The sequence below is a fragment of the Trichocoleus sp. FACHB-90 genome (assembly GCF_014695505.1).
Classification (GTDB): domain Bacteria; phylum Cyanobacteriota; class Cyanobacteriia; order Cyanobacteriales; family FACHB-T130; genus Funiculus; species Funiculus sociatus.
In genome coordinates this window covers 23,824-45,892 of sequence record NZ_JACJOK010000081.1, presented here as the reverse complement: position 1 = coordinate 45,892, position 22,069 = coordinate 23,824, and the positions used below count along the sequence as shown (strand labels likewise).

General features: G+C 44.7%; 20 protein-coding genes. 14 read left to right on the top strand and 6 right to left on the bottom strand.

Translation table 11 applies throughout. The features are described 5' to 3' along the window. Positions 1–82: 82 nt before the first annotated feature. The 6 genes from H6F74_RS23855 to H6F74_RS23830 all read left to right on the top strand — a co-directional run bounded on the left by H6F74_RS23855 (position 83) and on the right by H6F74_RS23830 (position 5,181). Entirely contained in the window at positions 83–445 is a 363-nt protein-coding gene (locus tag H6F74_RS23855) for a ferredoxin thioredoxin reductase catalytic beta subunit (protein WP_190426056.1), read from the top strand. Between the two features lie 134 nt (positions 446–579). Continuing rightward, positions 580–999, top strand: a complete 420-nt coding sequence (locus H6F74_RS23850) for a DUF309 domain-containing protein (protein WP_190444628.1) — start codon at positions 580–582, stop codon at positions 997–999. Positions 1,000–1,149: 150 nt separating this feature from the next. Further along, positions 1,150–1,686 carry an LptA/OstA family protein gene (locus tag H6F74_RS23845; RefSeq protein ID WP_190444747.1) on the top strand — a complete coding sequence of 179 codons (537 nt, stop codon included), beginning with the start codon at positions 1,150–1,152 and terminating at the stop codon, positions 1,684–1,686. Between the two features lie 83 nt (positions 1,687–1,769). Further along, entirely contained in the window at positions 1,770–2,498 is a 729-nt protein-coding gene (lptB, locus tag H6F74_RS23840; protein WP_190444627.1) for an LPS export ABC transporter ATP-binding protein, read from the top strand. A gap of 94 nt (positions 2,499–2,592) precedes the next feature. Then, positions 2,593–3,756 (top strand): LptF/LptG family permease, encoded by a 1,164-nt coding sequence (locus tag H6F74_RS23835; protein WP_242022394.1) that lies wholly within the window; start codon positions 2,593–2,595, stop codon positions 3,754–3,756. Between the two features lie 321 nt (positions 3,757–4,077). Beyond that, positions 4,078–5,181 carry a hypothetical protein gene (locus tag H6F74_RS23830; protein WP_190444626.1) on the top strand — a complete coding sequence of 368 codons (1,104 nt, stop codon included), beginning with the start codon at positions 4,078–4,080 and terminating at the stop codon, positions 5,179–5,181. Between the two features lie 183 nt (positions 5,182–5,364). On the opposite strand, the gene H6F74_RS23825 is transcribed toward H6F74_RS23830, so the two are convergent. Both H6F74_RS23825 and H6F74_RS23820 read right to left on the bottom strand, forming a co-directional pair. Further along, complete coding sequence (locus H6F74_RS23825) at positions 5,365–6,789, bottom strand: NADP-dependent isocitrate dehydrogenase (RefSeq protein ID WP_190444625.1); 1,425 nt, start codon at positions 6,787–6,789, stop codon at positions 5,365–5,367. A gap of 100 nt (positions 6,790–6,889) precedes the next feature. Beyond that, a complete protein-coding gene (locus H6F74_RS23820; protein WP_190444624.1) occupies positions 6,890–7,627 on the bottom strand; it encodes a PEP-CTERM sorting domain-containing protein in 738 nt (245 codons plus the stop codon). Between the two features lie 868 nt (positions 7,628–8,495). Between H6F74_RS23820 and H6F74_RS23815 the strand changes: the two genes are divergently transcribed. From H6F74_RS23815 to H6F74_RS23795, 5 genes are all read left to right on the top strand, one after another. Further along, the gene (locus tag H6F74_RS23815; protein WP_190444623.1) at positions 8,496–9,182 is read left to right on the top strand and encodes a response regulator transcription factor; all 687 of its coding nucleotides are present in this window, start codon (positions 8,496–8,498) and stop codon (positions 9,180–9,182) included. Between the two features lie 84 nt (positions 9,183–9,266). Next, complete coding sequence (locus H6F74_RS23810) at positions 9,267–9,761, top strand: adenylyltransferase/cytidyltransferase family protein (RefSeq protein WP_190444622.1); 495 nt, start codon at positions 9,267–9,269, stop codon at positions 9,759–9,761. 124 nt (positions 9,762–9,885) lie between these two features. Then, positions 9,886–10,626: a GUN4 domain-containing protein gene (locus H6F74_RS23805; RefSeq protein ID WP_190444621.1), complete on the top strand. Its 741-nt coding sequence runs from the start codon at positions 9,886–9,888 to the stop codon at positions 10,624–10,626. 253 nt (positions 10,627–10,879) lie between these two features. Continuing rightward, positions 10,880–12,499, top strand: a complete 1,620-nt coding sequence (locus tag H6F74_RS23800; protein ID WP_242022392.1) for a GAF domain-containing sensor histidine kinase — start codon at positions 10,880–10,882, stop codon at positions 12,497–12,499. 103 nt (positions 12,500–12,602) lie between these two features. After that, a complete protein-coding gene (locus H6F74_RS23795; RefSeq protein WP_190444620.1) occupies positions 12,603–14,012 on the top strand; it encodes an IctB family putative bicarbonate transporter in 1,410 nt (469 codons plus the stop codon). 101 nt (positions 14,013–14,113) lie between these two features. Here the strand turns inward: H6F74_RS23795 and H6F74_RS23790 are convergent, their stop codons facing one another. From H6F74_RS23790 to H6F74_RS23775, 4 genes are all read right to left on the bottom strand, one after another. Beyond that, positions 14,114–14,416, bottom strand: a complete 303-nt coding sequence (locus tag H6F74_RS23790; RefSeq protein ID WP_190444619.1) for a WGxxGxxG family protein — start codon at positions 14,414–14,416, stop codon at positions 14,114–14,116. Between the two features lie 151 nt (positions 14,417–14,567). Further along, entirely contained in the window at positions 14,568–15,035 is a 468-nt protein-coding gene (smpB, locus tag H6F74_RS23785; protein ID WP_190426023.1) for an SsrA-binding protein SmpB, read from the bottom strand. 165 nt (positions 15,036–15,200) lie between these two features. Then, positions 15,201–17,141, bottom strand: coding sequence for a serine/threonine-protein kinase (locus H6F74_RS23780; RefSeq protein WP_190444618.1), 1,941 nt, complete (start codon positions 17,139–17,141; stop codon positions 15,201–15,203). A gap of 155 nt (positions 17,142–17,296) precedes the next feature. Beyond that, entirely contained in the window at positions 17,297–17,479 is a 183-nt protein-coding gene (locus H6F74_RS23775; protein WP_190444617.1) for a hypothetical protein, read from the bottom strand. A 104-nt stretch (positions 17,480–17,583) separates the two neighbouring features. Between H6F74_RS23775 and H6F74_RS23770 the strand changes: the two genes are divergently transcribed. The 3 genes from H6F74_RS23770 (at position 17,584) to H6F74_RS23760 (ending at position 21,970) form a co-directional block, all read left to right on the top strand. Further along, positions 17,584–19,716, top strand: coding sequence for a tetratricopeptide repeat protein (locus H6F74_RS23770; RefSeq protein WP_190444616.1), 2,133 nt, complete (start codon positions 17,584–17,586; stop codon positions 19,714–19,716). A 138-nt stretch (positions 19,717–19,854) separates the two neighbouring features. Next, positions 19,855–21,306 carry a serine/threonine-protein kinase gene (locus H6F74_RS23765; protein WP_190444615.1) on the top strand — a complete coding sequence of 484 codons (1,452 nt, stop codon included), beginning with the start codon at positions 19,855–19,857 and terminating at the stop codon, positions 21,304–21,306. A 94-nt stretch (positions 21,307–21,400) separates the two neighbouring features. Next, entirely contained in the window at positions 21,401–21,970 is a 570-nt protein-coding gene (locus tag H6F74_RS23760) for a Uma2 family endonuclease (protein WP_190444614.1), read from the top strand. Positions 21,971–22,069: the final 99 nt, after the last annotated feature.

Below are 22,069 nucleotides of genomic sequence, written 5' to 3'. Positions count from 1 at the left end.
ATTTTTTATCAGCCGATCCCCTTGAAGAAAAGCCTTAGGATACAATGCTTTAATACCTGCCTACATCCTGTCATTACATATCATGCAATCATCAGAAACTCAATCGAAATCCAGCGATAAAAACCTAGAGGCAATGCGTCAGTTTTCTCAAACTTACGCCAAACGGACAGGTACATACTTTTGCGTCGATCCCTCAGTAACAGCTGTCGTGATTGAAGGACTCGCCAAGCACAAAGATGACCTTGGTGCGCCTTTGTGTCCCTGTCGCCATTACGAAGATAAAGAGGCAGAAGTAGCTGCGGCTTTCTGGAATTGTCCCTGCGTACCCATGCGCGAACGCAAAGAATGCCATTGTATGTTATTTCTCACCGAAGATAACGAGTTTCGTGGTGAAATGCAAGACATCTCTATTGAAGAAATTCACGCCGTGCGAGATAGTATGTAACCATGTGAGCGAGGCAATCAGCCTCGCTATTTTTTAATCATTAAACAACTTGGATGCTTTTAAGTTATAGCCTTTAGATTTCCATAAAACCTGATAAAAAAAACTTTTTAGTAGGGTAGGTATTGCTATATATAATGTCTGAAGAAATCACGACTGAATTTTTGCAAGGAGTAGAGCAGTTTAATCAGCAGGAATTTTACGCTTGTCACGACACCTTAGAAGCCCTCTGGATGGAAGCCAGCGAACCGCAAAAAAGGTTTTATCAGGGAGTCCTGCAAATAGCAGTTGCCTGCTATCATCTGGGCAATCTCAACTGGCGCGGTGCGGCGATATTACTAGGAGAGGGAATCGGACGCATCAAAGCTTACGAACCCCGATACAGCGGTATTGATGTTAGCCAACTCATAGATCAGAGTGCTGAACTGTTGACAGCACTGCAAGAAGCTGGTGCGGAAAACATCGCTGAATTCGTGGAACAGATGCAGCACCAAGGCGACACTGTACAATTACCAAAAATACAGCGAGTAGACACTCAAGAAACTTCTGCAAGCTAGGCATCGTCAGGATTTTAGTGCTTGGTCATCCCTGAAGTAGATCCGGATCGAGTCTATAGAAAGAGTAAACTAGGCACAGTAGCCGACTAACTTATTCAGCGCCTCCTTAGCCTGTTGCCAATGACTAACATTGATGTCTCCGCAAAACCCATGATGCAATCCTCTCAACAAACTCAATCTTTCATGCGTCGCCTGGGATTAGTATTGATGCTTCCAGCTGCCTTGGTGGGAGCGATCGCATTCCCCAGCCAGATGCAACAAAACGCTCAAGCCCAAACTCCAGGCGACGGACGCGCCCTCACCGTCCGTTCTGATGTCCAAGAAGCCAACTCGAAAACAGGAGTCGTAACCGCACGTGGTAACGTGCAAATGTACTATCCATCACGGCAAATTCAGGCAACAGCTGCCCAAGCTCAGTATTTCAGCAAAGAGCGCCGCATTGTTCTCACTGGCAACGTCTACGTCCTACAACAAGGTAATAGTCTCCGAGGCGAGACAATTACATACCTCATCGATGAAGGGCGCTTTGTTGCCCTGCCTCAAGGCAGCCGACAGGTAGAATCAATTTATTTAGTTTCCGACCCCAGCGCCCCAACTCAACCCGCAGCGCCTGTAACAACTCCCCCCGTCAATCCTAAGCCAGCCTTCAAAACACCGAATAGCCCATTAACAACCCCCCGAAGGTAATAAAGGCAAAAGGCTCTCATGCAAAAGGCAGAAAAAGAATAATTTACTTATTCTTTTAGCCATTAGCCATCAGCCACAATTCAATGAAAATCGTACTGGAAAATATCCACAAGTCTTATGCCAAGCGCACGATTGTTAATCGTGTCAACCTTTCAGTAGCGCAAGGGGAAATCGTGGGATTGCTCGGCCCCAATGGTGCTGGTAAAACCACCACCTTTTACATTGCTACTGGCTTAGAAAAACCCGATCAAGGTACTGTTTGGTTGGATAACACCGACATCACCGCCTTGCCCATTCATAAACGAGCTACGTTGGGCATTGGCTACCTCGCGCAGGAAGCAAGTATTTTCCGGAACCTCAGCGTCCGAGATAACATTCTACTGGTGTTAGAGCAAACAGGTGTCCCGCGCCGTCAGTGGCAGCAGCGTCTGGATTACTTACTTCAAGACTTTCGTCTAGAAAAAGTTGCTTATACACACGGAATTCGTGTCTCTGGGGGAGAACGGCGGCGCACCGAGTTGGCGAGATCCTTAGCATCTGGCCCCGAAGGGCCAAAATTTTTGTTTTTAGATGAACCATTTGCGGGTGTCGATCCAATTGCCGTATCGGAGATTCAAAAAATCATAGCCGAACTACGCGATCGCAGCATGGGCATCTTGATCACCGATCACAACGTCCGGGAAACCCTCGCTATTACAGATCGAGCCTACATCATGCGCGACGGACAAATCCTCGCAGCAGGCAGCGCTGAAGAACTATACAATAACCCTTTAGTACGCCAATATTACTTAGGCGATGACTTCAAAAGGTAGCCCCTAGTCCTTGGCTAATAGCTCATTCCTAATTTCTTAAAAACAATTAGCAATTAGCCATTAGCAACTAGCCATTAGCAATTAGCCATTAGCAATGCCCAAATTTTTCAATCCACTCTACCCCTTGATTTCCCGCATCTCGGTCATGGATCGCTACATTGCCAGCGAACTATTCGCACCTTTCCTGTTTGGAATGGGTTTCTTTTCCTCTTTGGGAGTAACGATTGGCAGCTTATTTGACCTGATGCGGAGAAGTGTGGACGTAGGGCTACCAGCGATGCTGGTTTTGAAAGTGTTGCTGTTGAGTCTACCGCAATTTATGGCATACGCCTTTGCTGCGTCAACGCTACTAGCTACCTTATTAACCTATAGTCGTCTTTCCAGTGACAGCGAATTGGTAGCTTTGCGTAGCTGCGGCATAAGTGTTTATCGTCTAGTAGCACCAGCAATTATCTTGGGATTTTTTATTACTGGTATTGCCTTTACCTTTAATGAATATGTAGTACCAGCAGCTAACTTTCAAGCTAAAGTTACCCTAGATCGAGCGCTGAATAAAGAAAAGCCGTCTTTCCAAGAGCGCAATATTTTCTATCCAGAATATACTAAAGTCAAACTGCCCAATGGTCAAAAAGAACAAGTGCTAAAGCGTTTGTTTTATGCAGAAAAGTTTGATGGGGAAAAAATGCAGGGTTTGACAATTTTGGATTGGTCACAAGAAGGACTAAACCAAATTGTTACCTCACAAGCCGCGTCTTGGAACCCAGCACAAAATACCTGGGATTTTTTTAAAGGCACCATTTATCTAATTTCTCCTGATGCTTCCTACCGCAACATTTTGCGGTTTGAACACCAACAGCTGCAACTGCCTCGCACAGCTTTAGATTTGGCAAGTTCTGGGCGCGACTATGGAGAAATGAACCTTGCACAATCCACAGAACGTCTGAAAATAGAACGTTTAAGTGGCAATGAGCAGAAAATTCGCAAGCTGCTGATCCGCATTCACCAAAAAATAGCCTTACCCTTTGCTTGTGTAGTGTTTGCTATAGTGGGTGCTGCTTTGGCAACTAGACCTACGCGCACCAGTAAAGCGACAGGTTTTGGTATTAGCGTCTTGGTAATTTTTACTTACTATTTATTAATGTCCTTTGGAGATGCGCTGGGGCTGGGCAACTTCCTGCCTCCCTTTGTCGCTGCTTGGATGCCAAACCTGTTTGGCTTAGCAGCAGGTGTCTGGTTTTTGCTTAAAGCTGCCCGGTAAATTAGTCATTATTTGTTCGGGCTGTGTATATCGCGAACCAATAAGCGATCGCTAATGATTCAGGACGTTGCTCGTTAGCGATCGCTACTAACTAATGACTGACTGCTTATATAACAGTTATAAATAATTGTGAAATATTTTTTCGTTTGCAGATTGTCCCCCTGTCTTAAGGGTTACAGCCTATAAAGGAGTTGTTAGAGAAACTTTTACACAAGATACTGCCATCTTTAAAAAAAGATTACCTTACGGCAACTACCTTAAGTTAAATAGCGTATAGAATCAATTTATACCCACCGTGCAGAGCCGAGCTGCACTACACCTATGCCATCCAAACAAGTTCCTGCCTCCATCCGCTATTTCAAAGCACGGTTCCGGACAGTGCTGCGTCCGGCGTTTTGGGGTAGCGCGATCACGATCTCAATGGTACTCTTTGGCGGATGGCAGTACTGGCAACACCCAGAGTGGCTAACTGGCAGTGGCGATGAAGCAACCGAGGATGAACAAAGCCTTTCGGAAGAAAGTAGTGCTATCGGTGCTGATATTGATAGTTTACCTGTATTAATTCAAGAATTTAACCCGGTCAATCCCCAAGGCGCAGGCAAGCAAAAGCAGAAATCTCAAAGTCCCAAGGAAGAAGGTTTATTTGAACAGTTGACTCGTAACAAAACTGCTGCGCCTAATCCAGAATCAACGTCTCAATTGCTCAGGATAGCACCCAAAGATCCGCAAAACTCCACCAATCCTTTTGCTACATCAGCGCAAGAGCTACTAAATGCTGGCCCCCTTTCCAATAGTGGCCCCCTTTTAGGAGCAACACCCAGCAACCAGCAAACTGAAACATCCACAACAACCGTAACTTCTAGCCCAACAGCTGGGTTTAAAGCGCTCAATGGTGATAAACCATCCCAAGCTACGATGCCTGGAAGCCCCCTGCAACAAGGGTTAAACCAAACATCAACACCTTTATTGTCTACGAGTCAGCCACCTGCAAATGTATCTGAGTCCACGCAGGCAACCCCGACATCCACCTACAGTGGACAGATGGCACCGCCAACGACAACTACCTTACCCACCACAACAGGCTATAGCGTTCCCCCAACCACAACAACTAATCCTAATCCTAATCCTTACACCTCTTTTACCCAACCCCAGCCAGCGCCAATAGTGCCAGTCGCACCCGTACCCGTAGCGCCACCCGCCCCCATAACCACCAATAATTACGGACAATACCCATCTGGGTTGCCCAATCAGGGAAGCAACATTGGCACCAACTCCGGATTTAGTTCCAACGTGGGTAATAATTCCAACGTTGGTAATCCGGGAGTGCAACCGAATCAGGTAACTCAGCCTACTAGCAACTTTCCCCGTCCAGCTACAGGGAGATCCCTTGGGGGAGGCCGGATAAACACTTTTACCAATCCTTAAAAAGGAATAATTGGGAAAGGCTGGGTTGAGGCACCAGACCCAAAAAATATTAGGAAGACGTTATATAAAGCTTACTCCCCACCCAATAAACAACTCTTAAGTCAATAGAATTCGAGTTTGGAGTTATTAATTTAAAATTAATAACTCCAAACTCTTTCAATTAATAAAGACAACTGACAACTATCAATTGAAATGTTTGATAATCGCCTCTGCAAACTCAGAACATTTCAAGGGTGGCTCTACTGGTGGTTCCATCAACCGCGCTAAATCATAAGTCACTTCGCGGTTAGAAATAGCTTCACCAAGCCCTTTCTTAATCAAATCCGCTGCCTCTTGCCAGCCCATAAATTCCAGCATCATCACCCCCGACAAAATCACCGAACCAGGGTTTACTCGGTCTAAACCAGCGTGTTTGGGAGCAGTACCGTGAGTAGCCTCAAAGATGGCACATTGGTCGCCAATATTGGCTCCAGGCCCCATCCCCAACCCACCGACAATCGCAGCAGCTGCGTCAGAGAGATAATCCCCATTCAAATTCATCGTGGCGAGGATGGAATATTCATCCGGTCGCGTCTGAATTTGTTGGAAAATGCTGTCGGCAATTCGGTCATTCACCATCACCAAGTTTTTCCACTGACCGTTACCGTGAGTTTGCCAGATGGAGTTGAGGACATCTTCAACTTCCTGACAGATTTGGGCTTTTTTCTCCTCCGTGAGGGCATCGTACCCAGGATCAATCTGACGGGCGTTTTCTTCTAAACTAATATTTGGGTTACGCTCTTTGTTGCTCAGAATCCAAGATTCCCGTTCAGTGACGCACTCGCCGCGAAACTCTGTAGTAACCAGTTCATAGCCCCAGTCGCGGAAAGCGCCCTCAGTGTACTTCATGATATTGCCCTTATGCACCAGCGTCACCTGCTGCTTGTTCTTGGGGAGTCGCAGGGCATTTTTCATGGCACGGCGCACCAAACGTTGAGAACCCTTTTTGCTAATTGGTTTGATGCCGATGCCAGAGTCGAGGGGAATTTGCTTTTTCCCGTGTTCGGGTGTCGCGGGGATTAACTCAGTATTGAGCAGTTTAATCAGTTTGTCGCCAATTTCGCTGCCCTGTCGCCACTCAATTCCCAGATAGATGTCTTCTGTGTTTTCTCGGTAGATGATGACATCTAGTTTTTCTGGAGTTTTGTGGGGAGAGGGCGTACCTGCGTAATACTTGCAGGGACGAACGCAGGAGTAGAGGTCGAAAATTTGACGCAATGCCACATTCAGCGACCGAATGCCTCCTCCGATTGGCGTTGTCAGAGGCCCTTTGATGGCAATCCCATACTCTTTAATCGCGTCGAGGGTATCTTGGGGCAAATACTGGTAGGTGCCGTACTTTTCGCAGGCTTCATCACCTGCGTAGACTTTAAACCAGCTAATTTGCCGCTTACCGCCGTAGGCAACTTTTACGGCGGCATCAAAGACTTTTTGAGATGCGGGCCAGAGGTCTATTCCCGTGCCGTCGCCGCGAATGAAGGGGATGATTGGGTTATCTGGGACAATGGGTTCCCCATTTTTAAAGGTAATCTTGGAGCCTGTTTCAGGGGGAGCGATCTTTTCGTACATATTACACTCTTGTTGAGTCTAGTCTGAGCCAGACAATGCTTTTTTGAAGGCTACCAGATCATCAAAGCTTGCGATCGCTCAAGTCAAGCTTTTTTGAATTTTAAGCTTTGTGTTTGCTACGCCGCCCGCTCCTCATCCAGGCAATGCCACCGACAATCAAGGAAAATAGGGACATAGAGGCTGGCTCTGGAACTGACTCTGATTCTGACAATGGCCCCTCTACTGTCGTGCCAACTTTGATTTGATAGGCAAGCTGGGATTGAGAGGGGGTTGCTCCTAACCAACTCATAATTGATTGTCCAGTGAGGAGAAAATCTGTTTTATCAGATAGACCTCTAATTCGCAGATAGTCTAAGCTGTCTCCATCTGCATCCGCAACAGAAGAATCATTCAGGGCAAGTCCGTTTAGGAATAAATTGTTAACTTCAATTTTGGAGTTGGGCTTGGTAGCTCTGGTGCGGATTAAAATGTCTGTAAACGGGCCTGTGGCAGCCGAGTTTAAGGTTTTACCTCCTACGCTGTAGCTGACATTTTGGGTACCTGCTTGGTACGCAAGGGTAAAAGGTGTTGCTGTGCCATTTGACCAGACAAATTCATCCCGATCTAAAATGACAAAATTATTATTAACAATGTCATGGATATCGAGTTCGTAAGTCGTTCCACCGATTGAGTTAGACCCTATTCGACCTTCGGGAACAAAGGAAAGTTGATCGATCAGCGCATTATAGTCTGTATCTGTGTCCAAATGGCTGAGGCTGTACGCACTAGCTGCATGAGGCGATGCCATTAGTCCCAGGGCGGCTAGGGAGAGGGTGACAACTGTCTGGCAGGTCTTCATATGCTTTGTTAAGTTGATTTTTATGTAGTCTTTGCTACAAAAATTATGCCACTTTTTAGGCGCATTTTACAAGTGCATATTGGGCATTTTTCTCCCCAAAACTATGTTTTGTTTATTTATTTTAAATATTTAGTAAATCTGACTAGAAATCAGATATATGGCAAAGGCAAATAAAGTAAAACAAGGTTACTCTAAAAAAAACTAAGTAATTCTGCGGAAGTTATAAATACTTACTTTAAGTATTTATTGGGAAGCTTTAGGACAAGCCAATTCCAGCAAATTTGGAAAGGTAATCTAAGACATATTTGATATCTTCTGCCATTTTGGTGAAGTGAGAAAAGTTTAAATGTTAAAAAATATGTGGTTAATGCTGCAATATCAGCATTAGTTTTAGAGAGAAATTTGGTACAGGTTGCTTAAGCTACTGCGCTCTCAACTAAATATTTAAGCAAAAATACTTAATAGTTTTCTGCGAGTATTTCAGCTAGAACATCGCGCCTGCTTCATTTTCATCAACTTAAAGCAAGAAAGCGCTGACAAAGATAGGAAAAATATTATAGCTCATAGCAGCCATTTTTTGCTGTCAAATGGTTTTCGATGCAGCATTGAGCGCAGTCAGACATCAGCCATTATGCTGAAGTAGGGTAGATCGAGCGCGATCGCCCCCGTGTGATACCTCTTTATACCCTAGTCTCACTACCACTGGTTGAGACACTGCTAACGCTGCCGATTATTTACAAGCTGATATAAAAAAGATATATGCTGCACAACCAGCCTCTGTACTTTCCAATAACACAACTCACGATAAAGCGGGATAATCCAGTTTGCACATGGCTGATATGGATGGTAAGGGCCCTCTAGAATAACGATGAAAAAGATATTAGTCGTTGATGATGACAGAACCCTGCGAACCGTCTTGACACGCTACCTGCAAACCCAAGGGTATCAGGTTCAGGATGTAAGTTCTGGTATGGAGGCATTAACTGTTTTTGAACAAGATGCACCGGATGTAGTGGTTAGTGATGTCATGATGCCAGAAATGGACGGTCTGGAATTTTGCCGCCGTCTGCGAGGGATACCTTCAGGACAATTAGTGCCGTTTATATTTCTATCAGGAAAAGGAGAATTAGAAGACCGAATTCAAGGACACACAATAGGAGCAGATGATTATCTGACAAAACCTTTCGATCCACGGGAATTAGTTGCAAAAATTGAGGCACAGCTAGAGCGATCGCGCCGCATCAATGCAGAAATGGTACGGTTAATGCAGCAGCTGGCTACCAGCGCTGCCCCTGCTGAAGAGAAATCACAATACTCAGATGTTCCCCCAGTGATGTCACTGCCCTTAACCCCAGCAGAGCAAAGAGTTTTTTGGGAGGTAATTCAAGGTTTTACCAACAAACAAATTAGCGATCGCTTGTTCATCAGTCCCCGCACAGTTCAAACCCATCTGAGTAACATCCTCGGTAAGCTGGAGCTAGACAATCGCTCTCAACTGGTTCGCTTTGCCTTTGAACGCGGATACCGCCGTCCCAGCAATGAGGAGCAATTATAGAAGAAATGCTAGTTGCTTGTTCATTGCTAATTGTTAAAAGCCATCAGCCATTACCCATTAGCTATTAGCCATTAACTATTAGCCATGATTATCAGCGTTTACACATTGAGTGAAATAAGTCAAGCGATCGCGACCGATCAGTCGCAATGGAGACCGTTAGTATTTACTAACGGGTGCTTTGATATACTCCATGCAGGTCATGTGAGATATTTACAAATAGCAAAGTCCTTCGGGCGATCGCTTGTAGTGGGGTTAAATAGCGATCGCTCAGTTAGTGCCATCAAACCGCACAAACAGGGATTGCCTCCTCGACCTATAGTTCCCCAACAGCAGCGGGCAGAAGTTCTCGCCGCCCTAAAGTCCGTCGATGGGGTAGTGATTTTTGAGGACTTAACCGCCACTAGCTTAATTGAAGCACTCAAACCGGATATTTATGTCAAAGGAGGCGACTACAGCAAAGAAACCCTGCCAGAAGCACCAGATGTTTTGGCATACGGGGGGCGGATAGAATTAGTCAAAGTGGAAATTCCTACCTCGACCACAGCACTTATTGACCGCATCCTGCACTCAAGTCATTAGTTATAGGTTATTGAAACTTTGAAACGTTGGGTAGGTATTCTCGTTCTAACAACGCCTCCAGCGCCTCCAACCTTCAAACGTTCAAACGCTTACGGAAAAAAGACAACAGACTGAAACTTGCTTCATGATTGACCCAAAGACTGCCGATCTACCAGACACCACCTCTAACGACATCGCCGCCCTCCGCTTCAAGTTCGAGTCGGGTTCTCCAGCAGGGCAACTACAACTCATTCCAGAACTCATAAAAGCTGGAGAGTCCGGTTTAGAGGTACTGATGGAATTTTTACTTCAAAGCAAGTCAAAACCTGCCACTTTGGTTGCTGTCAAAGCCTACCAGACCCTTGAGAGCGCCAACTCAAAAGTCGCAGATGAATTTCTGCAAACCCATTTCCCTAACGGGATCGTACCGCTAAACTCAGAACGCGGCATCGACTACACACCGCTGCAACAGCTGCTCAAAAAACAGGACTTTCTTTCAGCTGACCGGATGACCTTGCAAAAAATGTGTGAATTAGCAGGCGTTGATGCCGTGCAGAGAAAATGGTTGTACTTTACTGAAGTAGAAAACTTCCCCATTAAGGATTTGCAAACCATCAATAACCTGTGGTTCGTCTACTCAGAAGGGAAATTTGGCTTTGGAGTGCAGCACGAAATTTGGTTGGGTGTCGGCAAAAACTTCTTAAAATTCTGGCCGAAAATCGGCTGGAAGAACGGAAACAACTGGACTAGATACCCCAACGAGTTTACCTGGGATCTGTCTGCTCCTAGAGGTCATCTCCCTCTGTCAAATCAGCTGCGAGGTGTCCGGGTGATTGCCTCATTGCTATCTCATCCCGCCTGGTCGAATAAAAGTCCTGAATCTTGAGTAGTTAAAGAGCGATCGCACTGCGTCAGCGTTAGCGCTATTGTGTGGTGTGCGTCAACCGATAGCAGCGCTCTCGAAAACCGACTAAGTTAGCAATGTTGCGATCGCTCTCTAACCTAACGCACCCTACCTATCTTCATCCTTGCTTGTTGAGCTTTTTAGGCAATCTTTCCTGAACGTGTTTATTATTGCCTTGATTCGGGAACCCTAAATATAGCTGGAAATTATTAATGATGTCATACAAGCAACGTGTATGGGGGTAGGGATAGTAATGGTAGGCCCAGAAAGTAGACTTTTTTGCCGTTTTGATGGTTTGACACCACAAGTTAGAGAACAACAAAGACTCAAGGCTTTGCGAGAGTTGGGGCTACTGGAAACAGAAATGATTCCAGTTTTTGAGGAAGCTACACAAACAGCAGCCCGCTTTTTGGAAGCGCCAATCTGCTTTTTGGGTTTAATAGCACAAGAAACCCAGTGGCTCAAGTCAGCTGTGGGTTTATCGCGAGTGGGACTGATGAACGAGCTAGCGACTTCGCGGCAAATCCCACGCAATGAAACCTTCTGCACTTATGTAGTAGATAGTCATCAGGTATTGGCAATTTACGATACTAATGACAAGCTTTCCCAGCCAATATTTGCTGAGAGTTTGCTGGTGCAGCACTACGGCATCCGTTCCTACTTAGGCACCCCCCTGTTGACATCTGATGGAATTTGTCTGGGTACACTGGCAGTCATGGATTTAGTGCCTCGTAGTTTTACCAGCAAAGATGTTGAATTCTTGGCACTCATGGCACGCTGGAGCCTGAGCGAATATGAGCGAAACCTTTTGCTTCTGGGAACGCGGCAAGTGGATTCGCCACAGCGTATCAGCTCCAGCAGTCAATGGTTTGCTAAATCGTCGCTACACACGCCACCAGACTCTTACGATCACTTAGGATACAATGCCGCTACTCCCCTGAATTCGAGCGATTTGCTTTCCCTGACCCGTTCAGCCCCCAACCCATCTGCAACGACCTCTGTTAAAGCTAAACTGCTATCTCAGCTGTCGCAGGAACTGCGAACCCCACTAACTTCGGTGATGGGGATGGCGAGTGTTTTGGGTCGCGAAGTTTACGGGCCATTAACAACTAAGCAGAAGGAGTATCTGGAAATTATCCACCACAGCGGACGCCACTTAGTTTCGCTGGTGGATGAAATTTTGTCTCTGGGAGGGCTAGATGAAGGTACCCAAAAACTCGATTTTACGTCTGTGGACATTGAAATGCTCTGTCAACAGGCAATTAATAGCTTGGAACAGTTTGCGTCTGGGCGGCAGCAACAGATTCGTTTATCAATAGAACCTGGTAAGCGCATCTGGTTGCTGGATAAGGATAAGGTGCGGCAAATCCTCTACTACCTGATTTTTAATTTAATTAACTCAGGCAGTGCGGGTGGTGTGGTTCGCATTCATGTCTCTCGCAAAGGCGAAAGGCTGAACATTTCTGTCTGGGTTTCTCACCCTTGGTTAGGAGATGGTCTGCCTCAGATTGAGTTTTACTCGCATTCAGAAGTTTCGACGCTCTCGGAGCGCTCAGAAGCGGCGCTGCAAGCCAGCATCACCCACGCTCAGCAATCGCAATCATCTATGTCGTGCCTGCAAGCAGCTAATCCAATGCTGCTGAATGGTTCGGGTACCGCTATTCCCAGTCCGGAATCAGTACCTGGGCAGCAACAGAGCAATAGCAACTCTCGCGAAAATCTGGGACTTTTACTCAGCTGTCTGTTGGCGGAAACTCATGGCGGACAAATTTCTGTTCAAGGCTCTCCAGACGCAGGTTATCGCTATGTTGTCAGCTTGCCGCCAATGGAGAGTGAGGAAACATTTGACGATTGACTGACAATGGGCTATAGACTATGTACTTGGGAATAGGTAATGGCTAATTGCTAACGGCTAATGGCTAATGGCAATTAGCGCTTGAACAATTAGCAATTAGCAAATGACCAATTACATAACTGTTTGGCAACGATTTACCATGTCCAATTTGCCGCTGTATCAGTGGCAAAGCACCAGCTATTTACATCGGTTGGTTGGTATTTTGCGATCTTGGCGGCAAAGTAGCTGGCTGATGCAGTGGGAGCAAGCGATAGGAGCTGTTTTGGTAGCTTTAGTGTTTGTTTTAGCTCCTTTCGTGTCAAATGTCCTGATCGGCGTGTTAATGGCTGCTGGTGCTGGTTTTTGGGCGCTGCTGACACTCTCGGATGAGCGGGGGTACGTCCAAGGCTCCCCAAAGGTAACGCCTATTCACTGGTTGGTTTTGCTGTACTGGGGTATTGCTACGATAGCAACGGCTTTGTCGCCGGAGAAGGAAGCAGCTTTTAAGGGATGGTCGAAGCTAACGCTGTATTTGCTGTTTTTTGCGCTGATGGCGCGGGTGTTGCGATCGCCTCGTCTGCGCTCAATACTTATTACCGTCTACTTGCACGTGGCGTTGATTGTCAGTGTATATGGGTTGCGGCAGTGGTTTTTTGGGGCAGAAGCTTTGGCAACTTGGACAGATCCCACGTCTCCCATGTCTCAAACTACGCGAGTTTACAGTTACCTGGGTAATCCTAATTTACTGGCAGCTTATCTGTTGCCTGCGATCGCTTTATCTTTGGCGGCTGTTTTCGTTTGGCGCGGTTGGGTTCCCAAAGCCTTAGCGTTGACGATGTTTGTGGTAAACTCTGCCTGTCTGGTTTTAACTTTTAGCCGCGGCGGTTGGATCGCCTTGATATTTTTGCTGGGCGCGTTTGCGATGATGCTGGTTTTCTGGTGGAGTATCCAGATGCCTCCTTTCTGGCGCACTTGGTCGCTACCGTTGTTATTGGGAAGTTCGGCGGTTGTACTATTGTTGGCTTTACTATTTGTGGAACCATTACGCGATCGCGTTTTCAGTATGTTTAGTGGTCGCAAGGATAGCAGCAATAATTTTCGGATCAATGTCTGGATTGCGGTGATAGAAATGATTCGCGATCGCCCGATTCTGGGTATTGGCCCTGGTAATGTGGTCTTCAATAAAATCTATCCGGTGTATCAGCTTCCTCGTTATAACGCTTTGAGTGCCTATTCTATCTTTCTGGAATTGCTTGTAGAAACTGGTTTTATCGGATTTATCAGTTTTATGTGGCTGCTGATTGTCACCTTTAACCAGGGATGGTTACAACTCACTCGGTTGCGGGAAGTACAAAGACGGGACGGGTTTTGGCTGATGGCGGCGATTGCGGCTATGTTGGGTTTGCTGGGACACGGGTTGGTAGATACAGTCTGGTACCGACCGGAAGTTAATACTCTCTGGTGGATGATGGTGGCGTTAATTGCTAGTTATTACATTGTCTCCCCTGCAAGCGATCGCATGCCCACGAGTTAGAGATATAGCGATCAGCGTTTGATAATTTTCTCCTTTTCTTATGAAAAAAAAAGCAGAAAGATGAAAAAATCTTTCTGCTTTTTTTTTAAATTTTAGTCTTTTTACTCTCTATATCCAGTACCAGTGCGAGATGCTGGATCGGGGTCGCGGTATGCTGTCGGCTCACTGTTCTTGCGGCCAGCCAGCCCAGCTAAACCAGCCAGACCAAGTAAGCCCAGCCAACCCCAATCGAAACCATCATCTTCGTTCTCAACAACAACATCTTGGCCCGAAGTAGCGGGGTCTACAGTAGTTGTATTATCGGGATTTGTTTGAGCAGAGGCGGGCATAGTTAAGGGGAGAAGTGCCATACTCACGGTGAGAACGCCAGCTCCAACAACCTTCGACAAATTAGAACGCTTCATAAGTTAAATTAAGTAAAGTGCTTTGTGAGTTCCTAACTTATAAAGGTATAGTTATTCCCCAAAACTAGAATCAATCTGTGGCTATAAAGTAAGCTGGTTGTTCCCTCTAACTATAGATATAGAAGATGTACTTTTTCCCCACTTTCTGACTTTAGTAATTTTTCATGGCTCGTTCCATATCTCGTTTATCTTCACGTTTCTTGATGTCTTCGCGCTTATCGTGCAGCTTTTTCCCTTTGCCAAGCCCAATTGTTAGCTTCACCCAACCCCGCTTCAAATACATCTTCAAAGGCACTAAAGTTAAGCCCTGCTGTTCCACCTTGCCAATCAGTTTGCGGATTTCCTGTCGGTGCAGCAGCAGTTTGCGCGTGCGCCTGGGGTCGTGGTTGAAAAATTCGCCGATACCCTTGTACGGCGAAATGTGGACGTTTATCAGCCATACTTCACTATTGCGAATCAAAGCATAGCCATCTCGTAGATTAACCTGACCTTGGCGAATCGATTTAACTTCCGTACCAGTTAACTCAATTCCAGCCTCATAGGTTTCCAAAATTTCATAGAGGAAACGGGCTTGTCGGTTATCGCTAATAATTTTAATACCTTCGTTCTTTTCACTCATCGCAACCCAGCTGTGGAAAACCTTGTCTTAACGTAGCCTTAAAATGTAAGCGATCGCAACAACCCAGAAGAGGGAGACAGGCAAATTCTCCTCATTATCTCGGTTCTCAGTCTATAACTAGGAACGAGAATAATTTCCTCAGTCGCCAGTCCCTGCTTTGCATAACTATCGGGAACGGACTTTAATAGTAACTTCTTGCAGGCGGCTACCAGGGTTAATATCTTGATACTTCGCCTCGGTGTTGCTGCTGGATGACACTTTGTTGGCTGAAGAAGACTTGGCGGTTGACATTGCAGCCTTTTGAACCTCAGCCTGGATGTGCTGCTTTTTGGTGTACTCAGCAATTTTGGCTTGAGCTTGAGCGTAGGCGGGAGTGTCTTGAGGAATCTGTTGGAGATAGTTTAAGGCACCAGCAAAGTTTGTTTGGGCTGCTCTTTCGTATGCTTGTTGTAACAAATATTCGGATTTAATCCGCTCTTTCTCAGTATATTCTACCAATTTTTGTTGAATTGTTACATCTGCCGTATCTTTAGGAATTAATTTCAAATAGTTAACAGCGCTGGTAAAGTCTTTTTGGGAAGCTTTTTCATAGGCTTTTTGAATTAATTGTTTTGCTTCTGCTTCTATTTTGGGTTGCGCTTTTTGGAGGATTGGCTGGGCTTTCTTTTCCCAAAAAGGAACATCAGGAATCTTACGAGCAGCAACTACGACATCTAACCATCGGCTTTCCTTAAATGCTTGTTCAGCCGCTTTAAATTGAGTAGCGGCGGTATGCCAATCTTGGCTCCACTCTTGGATGGCGGCTTGAGCTTCTGGGTAGACGGTGCTTTTTGAAGGAATGGATTTAGCCAGCGCGATCGCGCCTTTGAAATCTCCATTTTGATATTTTTCCTGCGCCGTTACCAAAGTTCCTGATGTTGATTCCGAGGGAAACGCTTGCAGCAGAGAATATACTCCACCTGCAATTACTAAACTATTAGCTGCAATACCTATAGTAACTCCAGTAAGAACAGGAGAAGTAGGAAGTTTTTTTACATTTGGGTTAAATAAATTTTGCCTAACAAGTGCTTCAGAGTTCTCTACGGGCGGGTTTATTAAGACTTCTTGTATACTCGTCGTTTCCTCACCCCATACTTTCGAGAAGGGTAAGAGGCGACGTAAACCCGCTTCTACAATTACAGATCGGCTCAACACTTCTTGCCTACCAGCCGACATTCGGATAAAGTCCGCCTCTAGGACTTCTGGCTCCGAAATCTTTACGGTTAACGGTTGCAGCGCCTGTAATGTTTCAAATGCTGATTGGTAGCGGGTGCGGAAGTGATAGCGCACCATTTTTTTCAGCACCGAAATTAACTCATTTAGAGGTGATTCATACATCGCTTCTAGCGGCAAATGATGCTCCCAAATCACCTCCCCCGTAACCGGATCTTCTGTTAGTTGCGCTGGTTCGACGCCTGTTAGTGCTTGGATGGCAATCATTCCCAGAGCATAAATATCGCTGTTCGGGTGGGCATGGCCTATCAGTTGCTCGGCGGGAATATAGCCCAAGCCACTAATAGCCAGAGTAGTGTTACTCTGAGCTTTATCTATAGTAAAATGCTGCGATTGAACTGCGCTAAAATCAGTTATAAATAACTTGCAATCTTCGGCGCGTCTAATGATATTATTGGGTTTAATATCGCAATAAATGATACCTTGAGAGTGAACAAAGTCAAGAATGCACAAAATATCTTGCAGCATTTGTACAACTTGACTTGGAGTCCAGCGTTTGACACAGCCTTTGCTGATGGGCAGTTCCGCACTCAGGGGATGACCTTGAACGAATTCTTGCACTAAGAAAAATTCTTGGTTTTCTTCAAAGTAATCTAATAGTTGGGGAATATGCTCGTTATGTTTTAGTTTTTTCAAAGTTTCGGTTTCGCAGATAAACCTACGCTTTGTAATTGAAGAAAGGTTGGGGGCTGGAGTGGCAAAATTGAAGTGTTTGAGAACACATCTGGGGTTGCCTGTTTGGTCAAGGTCTTCAGCAATATAGGTTTGCCCGAAAACCCCAGAGATCAAGAGCTGGACAATTTGGTAACGATTTTTTACTATTTTGCCGATCATTGGGTGGATTGCCAGCTCCTTATACAGTGGCTTTTAAACGCACATCTAGATATATATATATTTTTTCGGGAATTTCCCTGTCTTTCCGGATCTTGTGGAAAGCGATCGCTTGCGGGTTGCATACCCTGAACCCCAGCAACAGCAAGGAAATCGCCCTAAACGCCGTACAATGCCCTCGCAAGCTGGGTTAGTATTTTTTCGGTAAGACGCGATCGCTTGCGTAAACCTTCTCTCACGTCCTCCCACTCAGCACTTTTTTCCAATAAGCTGTAACATCCAATAATTAGGGCGGATGAAAGCGCAAAGCTTACTTGCGGTGTCTGATTAATTGTTTTCACCCGTGTAGGTGGAGTTAGGCGCGTTGTTCTGTGCCAAAATCGTTTTCAGCCGTTGCGCGATTTTTTGCAAGACCCTTCCCTAACGCCAACTGTCACGAAACTGCATGAACTTAACTTTAGGACAAATACTAGGAGGACACTACCAAATCATCAACTCCTTGGGAGGAGGTGGGTTTGGTAAAACTTACCTTGCTAAAGATATGTATCTCCCTGGCAATCCTCCGTGCGTTGTTAAGCAACTTAAGCCTCAGTCAGCCAATCCGCAGACTTTAGAAATAGCAAGGCGTTTATTCGATACTGAAGCAAAAGTTTTGTATCAATTAGGAAATTACGCTCAAATTCCTCGCCTTTTTGCTTACTTTGAGGAAAATCAAGAGTTTTATCTGATTCAAGAATTTATTGAAGGCTATAACCTCAGCGAAGAACTCACTCCCGGTAAACAGTTGAGTGAAGATGAAGTTGTTTCCCTTTTACAAGATATTTTAGAAATTTTAGAATTTGTCCATCAACAAAATGTAATTCACCGCGATATTAATCCCCGCAACTTAATCCGTCGTCAGGAAGACAATAAGTTAGTTTTAATTGATTTTGGTGCAGTCAAACAAATTAGCACTCAGATAATTAATGGTCTACAGAGTAACTTCACTGTAGCTATTGGTACTCAAGGGTATCTACCCAGCGAACAAGCTAACGGACACCCTAAATTAACTAGCGATATTTACGCTGTGGGAATGATTGGGATTCAAGCTCTCACTGGGGTATTTCCTAATCAGTTAAAAACCGATCCCGATACTGGGGAAATTATCTGGCGTAATCATTCATCAGTTAGCAATGGTTTGGGGAATGTTTTAGACAAGATGGTGCGTTATGATTTTCGGCAGCGCTACCAATCAGCATCTGAAGGATTGCAAGCACTTAAAGATTTGAAGATTCCTACTGGTGTCACGATGATGGTTTCGCCAGTTGTTAAAACGCCAGTTCGTCCGACAACTCAGAAGAAAGCTAAAAAATCCGTCTCGATTTGGAGAAATGTTTTAATATTAACTGTTTTGCTTGGATTGGGAACAGTGGGCGGACTTTATCTGGTAAATTTTGTTAATTCTTCTAATGCAACTGATTTATATAATCGAGGCAAGACGCTATCTGAGTTAAACCGAAATGAGGAAGCGATCGCGCTTTACAACAAAGCTCTTAAAATTAGTCCAGATTACTTTGAAGCTTGGAATGGTCGAGGTAAATCGCTGTTAGATTTAAAGAAGTACAAAGAGGCACTTGATGCCTATGATAAAGCAATTCAACTGAGTCCAGTTTCTTTTGAAGCTTGGGCTGGTAGAGGCTATGTCTTGGATAACTTGCAGCGATACAAAGAAGCAATTTATTCTTTTGACAAGGCTTTAGAAATCAAAGAAAACTCGCCTGAAGTCTGGAATGGTAAAGGAGAAGCCCAGACTAATTTACAGCAATACGAAGAAGCAATAGACTCTTTTGATAAAGCAGTTAAATTTAAGCAAGATTATTATCAAGCTTGGTATAGTAAGGGATGGGCAGAGCATAATTTGCAGAAGTATGAGGATGCGATCGCGTCTTACGACAAAGCGATTGATTTCAAATCTGACTACGCGCAAGCTTGGCACAATCGCGGGAATTCGCTCATCAGCTTGCAACGTTACAAAGATGCTGTTGAGTCTTATGAGAAAGCTGTTAAATTTCAGCCGAATAATTACAATGCTTGGTACAGTCGTGGCAATGCTTTAGTTAATTTACAGCAATATAAAGAAGCGATTGATTCATATAAACAAGTGAATAAAATCCAACCAAGCTACTATAAAGGCTGGTATGCGAGAGGTTGGGCGCTGCATCAATTGGAGCGTTACGAAGAAGCATTAGGCTTTTATCAAAAAGCGCTTAGATTAAATAATAATGATTATATAATTTGGTACAATCTAGGGAATCTATTGTATAATCTGAAAAAATACGAAGATGCGATCGCGTCTTATAACCGAGCGGTTAAAATTAGATCAGAACACTACGAAAGCTGGTTCAGTCGCGGCAATGCGCTATTTAATTTACAAAAATACGAAGAAGCGCTGTCTTCCTATGAGAAAGCAATTCGATACAAGCCAGATTACCAGCAAGCAATAGAAGCTAAACAGCAGGTAGAGAGTCAAATGAAGCCGGAAAAGTTGACTCCAAAAGCAGGTAAAAAGTCAGATAAATCCGGAAAAGCTGACTCTTGACAGGAAGCAATAGGGGAGCATCTCAGAGAAATTTCTCACAGGCTCAAGCCTCGCGCGAGTTTACTTGTTAGGCGTTTTTACAAAACTGAGATGCACTCCATCACTATTAATTTGCTGCGCCAAGATTGAGAGACAGCGATGAATCAAATGAGTAACTATCCAGACTTTTCCCAGCTAGGTTATCAAGTCATCAGAGAATTAGGACGCAACCGGGAAGCGGGACGTATTACCTATCAAGCTACCGCCCTCAACTCAGATCAACAGGTAGTAATCAAAGAGTTTCGTTTTGCCGATGCGGGTGGTGACTGGTCGAGTTTTAAAGCTTATCAGCGCGAGATTGAAGTGCTGCAACAAATGCAGCATTCCCGCATTCCTCAATACCTAAATTCTTTTGGAACTCCAGCGGGTTTTTGTTTGGTGCAGGAATATAAAAACGCACCATCTTTAGCAGAAAGATGCAGCTTTAATCCTGAAGAGATCAAGCAAATTGCTCTCTCAGTATTAGAAATTTTGGCTTACCTGCAAAGGCGAATTCCCCCAATTATTCATCGAGATATCAAACCTGAGAATATCTTGGTTGACCAGCAATTAAATGCTTACTTAGTTGATTTTGGTTTGGCGAGAATTCGGAGTGGGGAAGTTGCGATGAGCAGTGTGGCAGCAGGAACTCCCGGTTTTATGCCGCCAGAAGAACAGTTTGGTCGTCCCCTCACAAAGGCATCAGACCTCTATAGTTTAGGTGTAACGCTAATCTGCTTACTTACTGGCACCCGTTCCGTTGCTATTGGTAACTTGATTGACGACAACTATCGTTTTGATTTTAAGAAGTTGGTTCCTCAACTAAGCTCAAACTTTGTTGAATGGTTAACAAAAATGGTGGAACCAAACCTGAAAAATCGCTTCGATAATGCTGTTGTTGCGATGACCGCACTTAAACCTATTGATGTTGTCGGTGGTGGCATAAAAAGTAGAAAAAAAGCCGCTGTGTTGGGCTTAACCAGCATTGGTATTATCGCCGGGTTGGGGGCTATGATGATTTACCCAGCTTTGACAACTCCCCGGCAGGAAACTTTGGTTAAGCGGTTATTGGAAACTAAAGAATGTCAAAAGTGCGATCTCCACGGTGTCAATCTCAAGGGTGCCAACTTGGGGAATGCTAACTTGCGGGATGCAAACTTACAGGGTGCCAACTTGGAGTTTGCCAACCTGGGAAATGCTAACTTGCAAGAAGCTTATTTGGATAATGCCAAACTGGGAAGTGCCAAATTGGGAAGTGCCAACCTGGAGTTTGCCAAATTGGGAAGTGCTGACTTGGGAAGTGCCAATTTGGGTAGTGCTAACCTGCGTGGTGCATTCTTGGCAAATGGACACTTGCAGGGTGCGAACCTGGAGTTTGCTAACCTGCGAGGAGTCAACTTGGGAAGTGCCAACTTGGGAAGTGCCAACTTGGGAAGTGCCAACTTGAAAGATACTTACCTAGAGTGTACTAACTTGGAGGGTGCTAACTTGAAGGGTGCTAAGTTAGATACCAAGCTGCGGAATGCAAACTTCAAAGGTGCAATTATGCCTAATGGCACTAAACATAGATAAAATCTTTGCAGATGTGAAGGCGATCGCTTCTGTTCGCCAAGTAATTTTAAAAGCGATCGCTTAAAATAAAAGCATCCTAAAGAAGCTATAAAATATGACCGTTAGTAAAAGTGATATCTACGTTTCCCCAGAAGATTATTTAGAAGGTGAGAAGATAAGTTTAATCAAACATGAGTATAGGCAAGGGGAAATTTATGCAATGGCAGGTGCAAGCGATGCACATAATATAATTGCAGGCAATCTATTTGCGCTCCTTAGAAATCATGTTCGCGGTACTGGTTGCCGGGTCTACATGGCAGAGATGAAAGCCCGAATTGAACAAGCCAATATTTTTTATTATCCCGATGTGATGGTAACTTGCGATGAGCGGGATAGGAATCCTGATGATTTCAAGCGATACCCTTGCTTAATTGTTGAAGTGCTGTCTCCAACAACACAAGCTTTTGATAGAAGTGATAAATTTGCCGACTATCGAACGTTGGAAACGCTCCAAGAATATGTGTTAATAAATCAAGAAAAATTAAGTGTAGATTGTTTCCGTCGCAATCCCGAAGGGCGTTGGGTTCTCTATCCCTACGGCAAAGACGAAGAAGTTGAATTGGCTAGTGTTAATTTTAGCTGTTCCATTGCGGCACTGTATGAGGATGTTTTAGAACTTAGTTGATGGCTTACTACTGACTTTCAGTTAGCCATCATTTCAGGAATCGGCCAAGTCATCAAAGTTTTGCAAAAGACAGCGTTAAGATCGTTAAGCACTGTTTCC